Origin of the sequence: Pseudomonas sp. PP3, assembly GCF_905336995.1 — a bacterium.
GTDB lineage: Bacteria > Pseudomonadota > Gammaproteobacteria > Pseudomonadales > Pseudomonadaceae > Aquipseudomonas > Aquipseudomonas reinekei.
On the sequence record NZ_HG995459.1, the window covers coordinates 4188385 to 4200626 of the forward strand.

The 12242-nt window shown below is 59.7% G+C and carries 8 protein-coding genes; 4 read left to right on the forward strand and 4 right to left on the reverse strand.

What is annotated here, in order from left to right; all coding sequences use genetic code 11:
- The first annotated feature begins 225 nt into the window (after window positions 1-225).
- Window positions 226-1419 carry a benzoate/H(+) symporter BenE family transporter gene (locus KHO07_RS19095; RefSeq protein ID WP_212625208.1) on the forward strand — a complete coding sequence of 398 codons (1194 nt, stop codon included), beginning with the start codon at window positions 226-228 and terminating at the stop codon, window positions 1417-1419.
- Window positions 1420-1539: 120 nt separating this feature from the next.
- Here KHO07_RS19095 and KHO07_RS19100 read toward each other — a convergent pair whose 3' ends face one another.
- The gene (locus KHO07_RS19100; protein ID WP_007896965.1) at window positions 1540-1884 is read right to left on the reverse strand and encodes a YggL family protein; all 345 of its coding nucleotides are present in this window, start codon (window positions 1882-1884) and stop codon (window positions 1540-1542) included.
- A 234-nt stretch (window positions 1885-2118) separates the two neighbouring features.
- On the opposite strand from KHO07_RS19100, the gene dacB reads away from it, so the two are divergent.
- Window positions 2119-3579 carry a D-alanyl-D-alanine carboxypeptidase/D-alanyl-D-alanine-endopeptidase gene (gene dacB / locus KHO07_RS19105; RefSeq protein ID WP_212625209.1) on the forward strand — a complete coding sequence of 487 codons (1461 nt, stop codon included), beginning with the start codon at window positions 2119-2121 and terminating at the stop codon, window positions 3577-3579.
- A 122-nt stretch (window positions 3580-3701) separates the two neighbouring features.
- On the opposite strand, the gene KHO07_RS19110 is transcribed toward dacB, so the two are convergent.
- The gene (locus KHO07_RS19110) at window positions 3702-6104 is read right to left on the reverse strand and encodes a GGDEF domain-containing protein (RefSeq protein WP_212625210.1); all 2403 of its coding nucleotides are present in this window, start codon (window positions 6102-6104) and stop codon (window positions 3702-3704) included.
- Between the two features lie 143 nt (window positions 6105-6247).
- On the reverse strand, window positions 6248-8518 hold the full coding sequence (gene rlmKL / locus KHO07_RS19115) for a bifunctional 23S rRNA (guanine(2069)-N(7))-methyltransferase RlmK/23S rRNA (guanine(2445)-N(2))-methyltransferase RlmL (RefSeq protein ID WP_212625211.1): 2271 nt from the start codon (window positions 8516-8518) through the stop codon (window positions 6248-6250).
- A 529-nt stretch (window positions 8519-9047) separates the two neighbouring features.
- On the opposite strand from rlmKL, the gene KHO07_RS19120 reads away from it, so the two are divergent.
- Window positions 9048-9263 carry a ribosome modulation factor gene (locus tag KHO07_RS19120; protein WP_003223300.1) on the forward strand — a complete coding sequence of 72 codons (216 nt, stop codon included), beginning with the start codon at window positions 9048-9050 and terminating at the stop codon, window positions 9261-9263.
- Between the two features lie 181 nt (window positions 9264-9444).
- On the opposite strand, the gene KHO07_RS19125 is transcribed toward KHO07_RS19120, so the two are convergent.
- The gene (locus KHO07_RS19125) at window positions 9445-10464 is read right to left on the reverse strand and encodes a quinone-dependent dihydroorotate dehydrogenase (protein ID WP_150733239.1); all 1020 of its coding nucleotides are present in this window, start codon (window positions 10462-10464) and stop codon (window positions 9445-9447) included.
- Between the two features lie 319 nt (window positions 10465-10783).
- Here KHO07_RS19125 and KHO07_RS19130 point away from each other — a divergent pair, with 319 nt between their 5' ends.
- Window positions 10784-12229: a hypothetical protein gene (locus KHO07_RS19130; RefSeq protein WP_244858233.1), complete on the forward strand. Its 1446-nt coding sequence runs from the start codon at window positions 10784-10786 to the stop codon at window positions 12227-12229.
- Window positions 12230-12242: the final 13 nt, after the last annotated feature.

Here is a 12242-nt window from a genome sequence, read left to right on the forward strand (position 1 = left end):
TTGACCGTGACTGTAATACGGCACAGTGGGTCGCTGGCAAGTATCGCGTAAAAAACATGGCGATTGTACACAATGCTTAGTGGCAACACGACTGTACGGCTGTTTGTCACTTCCGCTGTATTGCAACGTTCCATTACGTTTGAGTTTAGGCTTGATCGCAGAATCTGCTCCCAAGCACGATCTCCTGTAGGGGATGTCTTCATCTGTATAAGGAACACCGCCGTCATGAACGACGCCACGCACACGCAATTACGCCCCCTGGCCGACACGTCACCGTCGGCGATCGTCGCCGGGTTCATCGCGATGATGACCGGTTACACCAGTTCGCTGGTGCTGATGTTCCAGGCAGGACAAGCGGCCGGCCTGAGCAGCGGGCAGATTTCGTCGTGGATCTGGGCGATTTCCATCGGCATGGCGGTGTGCTCCATTGGTCTGTCCTTGCGTTATCGCACGCCGATCACCATTGCCTGGTCGACCCCGGGCGCCGCGTTGTTGATCACCAGCCTCGGCGGTGTGTCCTACGGCGAAGCCATCGGTGCCTACATTACCTGTGCCGTGCTAGTGACGATTTGCGGCCTGACCGGCAGTTTCGAGCGCCTGGTGAAAAAGATCCCGGCTTCGTTGGCGGCCGCATTGCTGGCGGGCATTCTGTTCAAGATCGGCAGCGAAATCTTCGTCGCCGCCCAGCATCGCACGGCGCTGGTCCTGGGCATGTTCGTCACTTATTTGCTGGTCAAACGCCTGTCGCCTCGCTATGCGGTGCTGGGGGCGCTGTTGATCGGTACGGCGTTGTCCGGCTTCATGGGGTTGCTGGATTTCAGTGGTTTCCATCTGGAACTGGCCACGCCGGTCTGGACCACGCCGCACTTCTCCTTCGCCGCGACGATCAGCATCGGCATTCCGCTGTTCGTGGTGGCGATGACCTCGCAAAACATGCCCGGCATCGCCGTATTGCGCGCCGATGGCTATAACGTGCCAGCCTCACCGCTGATCACCACGACAGGCATCGCTTCGTTGCTGCTGGCGCCATTCGGCTCCCATGGCATCAACCTCGCAGCGATCAGTGCCGCCATCTGCACCGGGCCGCATGCCCACGAAGATCGCAACAAACGCTACACGGCCGCCGTCTGGTGCGGGATTTTCTACGGGATTGCCGGGGTATTCGGTGCGACGCTGGCGGCATTGTTTGCGGCATTGCCCAAGGAACTGGTGCTTTCGATCGCCGCGCTGGCGTTGTTTGGCTCGATCATCAACGGCCTGAGCATTGCCATGAGCGAAGTGAAGGAACGTGAGGCGGCGCTGATCACCTTCATGGTCACGGCGTCGGGGTTGACGCTGTTTTCCATTGGTTCGGCTTTTTGGGGGATTGTGGCGGGGGTTGTGACGCTGATGATTCTGAATTGGCGCAAGGCCCTGTAGGAGCGAGTTTGCTCGCGATGGTCGTCAACGATGACGCTGGAAACATGACACCCCGCGACGCTTTCGGGTTCATCGCTTCCAAAAAAAACGGCGACCCGCAGGTCGCCGTTTTTCATGACATCAAGCTACCGGATTGATCGGCTTTTCCGGGTACCAGACGTCGATCAGCGGGCTGACAGTCGCTTCGGTCAGTTCGCTGCGGCCTTTGAGCCAGGCTTCAACAGCTGCACGCTGCTCTTCGGAAACCGAGCCACGCTTCTGCAGGCAAACCAGACCGAAGTCGTCGCCGCCAACATAACCCAGACCGTTGGCTTCCATGGCTTCTTTAAGGAACGCGTCGAGGAAAGCATCAATGGCTTCATCAGCCAAATCTTCTTTGAAATCCAGGTTCAGTTCGAAACCCAGCTCTTGAAATTCATCGACGCACAGTTTTTTGCGCAGACGCTGGGAACGGTTAGTCGCCATTGGAACAATCCTCTTAAGTAATAACGGGCGGCACTTTAGCAGTTTAAGCCGCCGATTGCCCGACTCTCTGGGGCGCTAAGGCTACCGCCGGTAAAAAAATAGCCGATTAGAGGGCCAAGGCACGGCACAAGCCGTGACACCTTGGGGCATAATGCCGACACTTTCATGACCACTGAGGGAATTTATCTTCATGCCCTCGTTATTTTTCCCCTCGGCTGTAGGGTTCTATTTCACATGATCAAATCGTTGCGTCCACTATTGCTGGCCGGCCTGCTGCTTCCCCTGGCCCTTTCCGTTTCCGCTGCCCCGATCAACACCTCTTTGTCACCCAACGTTGAAAAAGCCCTCAAGGCCAGCAAGCTGCAGGACAACGCCCTGTCGCTGGTGATGCTCCCGCTCAACGGCCCTGGCACCCCGACCATTTTCAACGCCGACGTATCGGTCAACCCGGCGTCGACCATGAAGCTGGTGACCACCTACGCGGCCCTGGAAATGCTTGGCCCGAACCACCAGTGGAAAACCGAGTTCTACACCGACGGCACGCTCAGCGGCGGCATTCTCAACGGCAACCTGTACCTCAAGGGTGGCGGTGATCCGAAGCTGAACATGGAAAAACTCTGGCTGCTGATGCGCGACCTGCGCGCCAATGGCGTGACCCAGGTCACCGGCGATCTGGTACTGGACAAGAACTTCTTCGTGCAGCCGCAACTGCCCGAGTTCAATGACGACGGCAACGACGAAAACAAACCGTTCCTGGTCAAACCCGATGCGCTGCTGGTCAACCTCAAGGCCCTGCGCTTTGTCGCGCGCAACGATTCGGGCAAGGTGCTGGTCTCAGTGGAACCGCCGATTGCCAGCATCCGCATCGACAATCAGGTCAAGGCCATTAACTCCAAACAATGCACCGGCGGCGTACGCTATAACCCGGTGCCCCAAGCCGATGGCAGCGTGACCGTGACCGTTGGCGGCCAGTTGGGCGAAGGCTGCAGTTCGCAGACCTACCTGTCGCTGCTCGATCACGCGACGTACACGGCCGGTGCCGTGCGTGCGATCTGGAAAGAACTGGGCGGCAGTATCCAGGGCAAGGATGTCCTGGCGCCAACGCCGAAAGGCGCCAAGGTGCTGGCGCGGTCATTCTCGCCGGATCTGGCGGAAATCATCCGCGACATCAACAAGTACAGCAACAACACCATGGCCCAGCAGCTGTTCCTGAGCCTGGGGCAGAAATTCCGTACCGATGCCGACGGTGACGACGCCAAGGCGGCACAACGCGTCGTCCGCCAGTGGCTGGCGAAGAAAGGCATTACCGCGCCGCACCTGGTGATGGAGAACGGCTCCGGCCTGTCCCGCTCCGAACGCGTCAGCGCCCGGGAAATGGCGTCGATGCTGCAGGCCGCGTGGCGCAGCCCTTACGCCGCCGAGTACATCAGCTCGATGCCGATTGCCGGCACCGACGGCACCATGCGCAAACGCCTGAAGACCACCGCGATGCGCGGCGAAGCCCACGTCAAGACCGGCACCCTGAACACCGTGCGCGCCATCGCCGGTTTCAGCCGCGACGTCAATGGCAACACCTGGGCGGTCGTGGCGATCCTCAACGACAAGGCGCCGTTCGGTGCATCGTCGGTGCTCGACCAAGTGCTGCTGGACCTGTACCGCCAGCCAAAACTGCCACAGACCGCTTCGGTTTTGTAAGCCCCACAAAACCAATGCAGGAGCCGGCTTGCTGGCGATAGCGGGATGTCAGGACCATCAATTCAATGGTGTGCCGCGATCGCCAGCAAGCCGGCTCCGACAGGGTTTGTGTGTGGGCCGGGTCAGTTCGTCTCGCCCTGGACCCGGTCCCTGCCCGCCTGTTTCGCCGCATACACTCCGGAATCCGCCCGCAGCAGCAGCGCATCCGCGCCCTCACCGATTCGCCAGCTGGCAATCCCGAAACTCGCAGTGACGATCCCGACCTCGTCGATCGGCGAACTGCGCAAGCCTTGCCACAGTTCCAGCGCCAACACGTACGCGTGTTCACCGCTGATGTCGGGGCACAGCACCATGAACTCTTCGCCACCCAATCGGCAAAACACATCCGTACGGCGCAACCGGTGGCCAATGCGCTCGCAGACGATCTGCAACACCCGATCACCGACGGCATGGCCATGCTGGTCATTGATGCGTTTGAAATGGTCGATGTCGAGCATGATCACCGACAGCTCGCCGCCACCGCGCTCGACCCGGGCCATTTCCGTGGTCAGGCGCTCCTGGAAATAGCGCCGGTTGTGAATGCCGGTCAGGGAATCGGTGACCGACAGCGCGCGTAGTTCTTCTTCCACCCGCTTCATGTCGGAAATGTCAGAGATGTAACCATGCCAGAGTACGCCGCCACCGGGCAGTTCTTCCGGCGTCGCCTCGCCGCGCACCCAACGCAGACCGCGCTGCGGCAGTTGCACGCGATACTCTTCGCGCCAGGGGCTGATGGTGTCAGCCGAGTCGCGAATGGAGGCGCGCACACGGGTGGTGTCCTGGGGATGAATCCGCGTGAAGATCGCTTCGGCATTGAGCAGCAATACGTCCGGCTCGAGTTCGTAGATTTCGCGAATACCGTCACTGGCGTAGATCACGCTGAAGCGACCGTCGAATTCCATCTTGAACTGATAGATACCGCCGGGGACATGGGCGCTGAGCTTCTTCAACAACAAGTCTCGTGCGGCCAGTGCCTCGTGTACCCGTTTGCGTTCGGTGATATCGATGCACACCGCCAGATGCCCGACCCACAGACCTTGTTCATCCAGCATCGGGGTTGCCAGCATGTTGACGATCAAATGGCTGCCGTCGCTGCGCACCAGCGTCCATTCCCGCGCCTCGTGCTTGCCGCCCTCGCTGCCCTCGCTGCCCTCAACCAACATCGCATGACAGGTGGGCACCGGTTTGCCGAAGCGTGCGCTCAGTTCTGCCGAGCGTGCCGCCAGCTCCCGGGGCAGGTGCAGGTTTTCCAGGGTCATGTGCCCCACCACCTCGGCGGCGGTGTAGCCGAGCATCTGCTCGGCACCGGCATTGAAGGTGCTGATCACCCCGCGCAAATCCGTGGCAATGATCGCCACCTGGGTCGCGGCGTTCAGCACGCCGCGCAACTGGCCATGGGTGCCACGCAGTTCCTGCTCGCGGGCGCGCAGCTCTTCAGTCCGTTGCTCAACCATTTTCAGTGCCCGCTGCCGCTGGCTGACCAACACGTAGAGCAACGCACTGAGCAGCATGCTGAGCAAACCACCGAGCACCACCAGGCTGGTCACCGATGAGTGGTTAGCCTTGAGAAACGCCTCGCTGGGCTGGATGTCGACCTGGTAATCATGGTCGGCCAGACGCAACAACCGGGTCGCCGACAACTCGCTGACGGCCGGAGTGTTTGGCGACTCATACAGCACTTCATGCTGATCATCGATGGACAAATCAAGGATACGCACCGTCAGATAGTCACGCCCCGCCTCCGGCAAACCGTCTGCCAGCAACTGGCGCATGCTGATCACGGCCATGACATAACCGATGGGTTTGGCTGGCTCTGGACGGTTACGCAACACGACCGGCGCGACCAGCAGCACGCCCCGCGCATACGCCGGCTCGATACTGACCAGGTGCATGGGTTGCGAGACGGCCATCTGCTCATGCTGATCAGCTCGCTCCAGGGTGGCACGCCGCATCGGCTGGGCCAGTAAATCGAAACCGAGCGGCGCGCCGAGTTTGCTTTGTGTCTGGCTGTACACCACAACCACGTACTCGTCCCGCTCGGCAGCCAGTTGCAATTGGCCGTCGGCGTTGAGCTCGCGAAAGCTGAAACTGCTCAGGCCCTCGCCACGAACACGGCTTTCGAATGCCGCGCGTTGGTCACGGCTCACCCGTTCGGCAAACGAGTACGCCTGGGTCCGGTGCAATAAAGGTTGGGTGTAGCCATCGAACTCGTCTCGGGAGACCGAATCGGAGTTGGCAAAAAACCGGCGCAGGCCATCGAGGCGCTGCTCCTGATCTTCAAAACGTTCTTCGATACGGCTGTAACGCTCACTGGCCAGCAGTTGGAAACGTTGCCGCAATTGATGTTGAAACAGGTTGAGGGTCGACCACGCCAGCAATCCTGTAAGAATACCGCCGACGAGCAAAACCAGGAGCGCGACCAGCCAGGCCGAGACATCTTCGCTGATAAAACCCAGAATCTTTGGGCGCATGGCGTGCAACGACATAAACGCAACTCAAAACGCCAGGTGCGGGAAAGCCCTTTGGCCCTGAGTTGAGTTATAGCTATTAGCCACTAATTTGACCAGTGCTGAAAGAACCCACAGAGCCTTTTAAAATCAAGGCTCTGTGGATCCAACCCGTTCAAGTGTCAGCGGGCGGTGATTTTCCAGGCGCGGTGGATCTTGGGGTTGCGGGCAAAATCCGGATCGATGGTCTGGGCCGTGATCTCTTCGACCGCGTAGCGCTCGCTGAGGTTGGGTTCCAGGTCGAACTTGCGGAAGTTGTTGGAGAAGTACAACACCCCGCCCGGGGCCAATCGAGCCATCGCCAGGTCGATCAACTGCACCTGATCTCGCTGCACGTCGAAAATGCCTTCCATGCGCTTGGAGTTGGAGAACGTCGGCGGGTCGATGAAGATCAGGTCGTACTCGTCACGGCTGGCGTCCAGCCAGGCCATCACATCGCCCTGCTCCAGACGGTTCTTGTCGGAAAAACCGTTCAGCGACAGGTTGCGACGCGCCCAGTCGAGGTAGGTTTTCGACAGGTCGACGCTGGTGGTGCTGCGCGCGCCGCCCTTGGCCGCGTGCACGCTGGCCGTGGCGGTGTAGCAGAACAGATTGAGGAAGCGCTTGCCGGCCGCCTCTTTCTGAATGCGCATGCGCATTGGACGGTGGTCGAGGAACAGACCGGTATCCAGGTAATCCGTGAGGTTGACCAGCAGCTTCACGCCACCTTCGTTGACCTCGACGAACTTGCCCTGTGCCGCCTGACGCTCGTACTGCCTGGTGCCGCTCTGACGCTCGCGGCGCTTGACCACCACACGACTCTTGTCGATGTTCAACGCTTGCGGAATGGCGGCCAGGGCATCGAACATCCGCGCCGAGGCTTTTTCCGGATCGATGGATTTCGGCGCGGCGTATTCCTGGACGTGGACCCAATCGTGATACAGGTCGATGGCCATGGAATATTCCGGCATGTCGGCATCGTAGACGCGGTAGCAATCGATGCCTTCGCGCTTGACCCACTTGCCCATTGCCTTGAGTTTCTTTTGCAGGCGGTTGGCAAACATCTGCCCGCCTTCGCTCAGGCGCGGCTGCTCGATCACGGGTGCCGGGGCTGGCGTTGGTTTGATCGGGTTGCCGTTTTTGTTGTACTTGCGCTCTTGCGGTTCGCTCGGCGCTTCATCGTAGGCCGCTTGCTCTCGCTCGGCCTGACGTTGTTCCGGGGTGCGACGCTCGCCGGTGACGAACTGATCCGGCAGCACCTTGATCAGCAGCAGCTTGCACGGCAACGCGCCGTTCCAGAATGAATACTGTTTGTGGCTGCGAATGCCCATGCGCTTGCCCAGGTCCGGCGCGCCGGTGAATACCGCCGCTTCCCAGTTCAGGCAGGCCTGGCGCAGGCGCTCGCCGAGGTTCTGATAAAGGTAGAGCAGGCTCGCCTCATCACCCAGACGCTCGCCGTAGGGAGGGTTGCAGATCACCAGGCCTTTCTGGTTCTGGTCGGGACGCGGCTCGAAGGTCGCGACTTCGCCTTGATAGATCTTGATCCACTCGCTGAGGCCGGCACGCTCGACGTTGTTGCGGCCCGGTTGAATCAGGCGCGGGTCGGCTTCGTATCCGCGAATCCACAGCGGTGGCTTGGCCAGACCGGCGGCGGCGCGCTCGGACGCTTCTTCGTGGAGCTTTTTCCACAACGCCGGTACATGACCGAGCCAGGCAGTGAAACCCCACTGTTCGCGACGCAGGTTCGGCGCGATGTCGGCAGCGATCATCGCCGCTTCCACCAGGAACGTACCGACACCGCACATCGGGTCAGCCAGCGCGCCGCCTTCAGCCGCGATACGCGGCCAGCCGGAACGGATCAGGATGGCGGCCGCGAGGTTTTCTTTCAGCGGCGCCGCGCCCTGCTGCAGGCGATAGCCGCGCTGGTGCAGGCTGTGGCCGGACAGGTCGAGGGAGAGAATCGCTTCGCCACGGTCCAGACGCAGGTGAATGCGCAGGTCCGGGTTGAGTTTGTCGATGGACGGGCGATCGCCTTGCGGGGTGCGCAGTTTGTCGACGATGGCATCCTTGACCTTCAAGGCGCCGAAGTGGGTGTTGTCGATGCCGGAGCCATGACCGCTGAATTCAACGGCCAGGGTGCCGTCATTGAGCATGTGGTCTTGCCACTCGATGTCGAGCACGCCGTGATAGAGGTCCTCGGCGTCTTTCATCGGGAAACGCTTGAGCACCAGCAGTACCCGGTTGGCCAGACGCGACCACAGGCACAGGCGATAAGCGGTTTCCATGGTGGCCATGCCGCGCACGGCAGAGGTGTGCTCACGTGCTTCCTCAAGGCCAAGCCCGACGGCTTCCTCGATGAGCAGGCCTTCAAGGCCTTTTGGACAAGTGAGGAAGAGTTCGAAACGATCGGACATGAGAATTCGGAGCCTTTGGCTGAGTGGCCCGACAACGCATTGCCGGACCGGTTTTCAATCAGGCGCTTTTCTCGAAGAGCGCCCGCGTGGCACGAAGGTGTGCCGTTCCACCCCTGCTGCCCGGGTTAAAGGAGCTTAGATGCAAGGACAGATAAAAAAGTTGATGCAATAAAATGTCATAAGTCGACCCTTCGTCGAATAGTCCTTCCCGGCAACGGGAGGCATTCTCACCAAAGGATTAACCTGATCATCCTGTGCAGGGCCGATCATACCGGGGTTTGCCTAAAAAAAACGCAGCGAACATCCGGTTACTTATGGCCTTAGCACATGAACAGTTACGTCCTTATGACAAAACGATCATTCCCTCGATGTGACGCATTGGTTAGAACTCCATACAGGTTGGCGTCGCAATGGCGCCAACACCTTGGCTCGTCACGCCGGCAACGAGCCCCCAACGGCAGAGTTTTTCTGCCAGACCTCAATTGAGGTCGACGCGATAAATACAGTCAACAAGTGAGGGCAACACCCTATGAGAAGACTTAAGCGTGATCCGTTGGAAAGAGCATTTTTGCGCGGATATCAATATGGCGTTGGTGGCAAATCCCGTGAGCTTTGCCCATTTACTCTACCGTCGGTACGTCAAGCCTGGATTAACGGCTGGCGAGAAGGACGCGGCGACAACTGGGACGGTATGACCGGCACTGCGGGAATCCACAGACTCAACGAACTTCACGCCGTCGGCTAACACAGGGCACATCACTCCGACACGACAATCTGATTACGTAACGCATTAACCACGCACGTCCCATCCGGACGGCGGGCTGCGGCCCAGGGGCTCCTTTAAAGGGGCCCTTTTTTATGCCTGTGAATTCCATTGTGGCGAGGGAGCTTGTCGGATCGCCACAAAAGCCCGATCCCCACAGGGATTAGCGCAGGGCAGCAATGGCGTCGACGGATTCGCGGATCAGCGCCGGGCCTTTGTAGATGAAGCCTGAGTAAATCTGCACCAGGCTCGCACCGGCGGTGATTTTCTCGGCCGCATGTTTGCCTTCCGTAATGCCACCGGCAGCAATGATCGGCAGGCGACCACCCAGCTCCGCCGCCAGCACCTTCACCGTGTGGGTGCTCTTGTCGCGAACCGGTGCGCCGGACAGACCGCCCGCCTCGTCACCATGCTCCATGCCTTCAACGCCCACGCGGCTCAGGGTGGTGTTGGTGGCGATGACCGCATCCATACCGGTTTCGATCAATGCCTGTGCGACCTGCGCGGTTTCTTCGTCGGTCATGTCCGGGGCGATCTTGATCGCCAGCGGTACGTGTTTACCGTGACGCAACGCCAGTTCCGCGCGGCGTGTGGCCAGGTCGGCCAGCAGTTGTTTGAGCGAGTCACCGAACTGCAGGCTGCGCAGGCCCGGCGTGTTCGGCGAGCTGACGTTGACCGTCACATAGCTGGCGTGGGCATAGACCTTGTCCAGGCAGATCAGGTAATCGTCAACCGCGCGCTCGACCGGCGTATCGAAGTTCTTGCCAATATTGATACCGAGCACGCCCTTGTACTTGGCCGCCGCCACACGGGTCAGCAGGTGATCGACGCCGAGGTTGTTGAAGCCCATGCGATTGATGATCGCCTCGGCTTCCGGCAAACGGAACAGCCGTGGCTTCGGGTTACCCGGTTGGGGACGCGGGGTGATGGTGCCGATTTCGACAAAACCGAAACCCAATTGGGCGAACCCATCAATGGCCGCGCCGTTCTTGTCCAGACCGGCCGCCAACCCCACCGGATTCGGAAAATCCAGGCCCATGACATTCACCGGTTTTTTCGCCGGCGCCTTGCACAGCAAGCCGTTGAGTCCCAGACGCCCTCCCGCACCGATCAGGTCCAGGGACAGATCGTGGGAAGTTTCCGGGGAAAGTTTGAACAACAGCTGACGGGCCAGGGTGTACATGGGCGGGTTTGACTCTGGGCTAATAAAAAGTGGCGGAGATTATAGCCGGCCCGGGAGGAAACGGGCGAGAAACCCGCTTAATTAGAGACCTGTAGTTGCGGCGATCAGTGCAGGCATCGCCCGTGAGCGTTTTTTGATAGTTCCACCAGCGCAGAGCGTCCAATGATCGATGCGACTGCAATGACGCAGTCTCTTTCCCTTTCACTGGATGAAAAAAATGCCTCTATCGCCCGCAGGTTTTCCGACATCAAGACTCCCGACTCAGCCCGACACCAACCTCTCGGCGCGGACTCCACGCAAAGACCACACGATAATCGAGATGGACAGCTACGTGTCGTCCGAACAGATCGGAACTGCCTTGGTGATGCAGGCTCCCTATCCGGACGGACCGGACAATAGCTCCGTAGTGGTTGAAATAGAGCCTGTGCTAGAGAGCATGGAGCGGAACCTGAATAAGATCATCGCAACTGAGTCCACCGGTCACGCTGTTCATTCGGCCAACCTTGCGCAAACCATTGATCAGCTCCTCGCTGGTGAAGTAGAGGGAGCAAAGAGCAATGCTCTCGACGGCTCAATCGAGCGATACATTGCTCACAAGTTCGACGAATTGGACTTTTTGGAACGAACAGATCAATCACCTGCAGCAACAATCCGACGCGCCCAAACCATCACCGACTCCCTCGGCGAACTGCTGGGCAAACTTGGCCGTAACGAGTTCGAAGGCGATCTCGGTCGCTGGGCCAGCAACCTGACGATTTCCGGCCTGCGTACCGGCCTTGTCGTGGGCACCCTGACAACGATTCGCCAGTTGATCGGATTCGCCCTGGAAAAAACCCTGCAATCGAGTGCCGCCTCGCCGCTGACACGCAATGTGATCGGTGCGATTTCACTGATGATTGGTCCTGCGCTGAACATCATTGGCGCGGTCAGGGATGAGTGCAACGGCACCGCAAATACCCAAACGCGCCTGGCCCGCCTCGCCACCCTCACGTTATCGATGGCCGCACTGGCAACGGCAGCAGCAGCGCCCCATGCGCTGCCGGCATTGGCTTCGTACGGTTCGCAAACGGCCTTTTACAGCTTCGCCTCCGATCTGGTGAATCTGTTCCTGCCGATCAGCGACAATTCGAACCCCAATGCGACAGGAACGGTAGCCACTGCAGGTCTGAATGGCGCCTTGCAGTTTCTGGCCTTTACAGCCATGAACCATACGGCGCCGAACTCCGGCCCCGGCTATGCGATGTCGGCGGGCAGTGCGCCGCCCACAGCCGATGAGGTGTTCGCGACACAACTTTCGGATTGGCTTGCACGCAACACCGAGGCCGCGGTCAGTGTCGAGCTGCCTGTGGAAAACCGGACCACCGAGATTCTCGAATCCCTGGCCCCGGTCATCGGCCATGATGTTTTACGCGGCACCTACAATGCTGGGGCCGACATCGCCAGCCAGGTCCTCGGTGGCGAAATCATGCATGCCCTTCAACCGGAGAAAAACCCTGAGGGCTTCCGGATCAAGCTCATGCCGCCACGCATTCCCTCCGCGGAACACGTGGCCAACCAATTCCTGACCACCAATGCGATCCGCACCTCAATGAGCGAAACCATCATCACCGTTGTGGTTTCAGCCAGTCGCTACTTCTCCACACTGCCAATCTCCAAAGCCGAAGTCGATCACATCGTCAACGCGCTGGTTGCCGCAGTGGTGTTCGCGAGTCGTCCCGGGTTCGTATACGCCCACCAGGGAACGAAGCCTGCCGCCAATGTCTGACTGGTTTGACAGC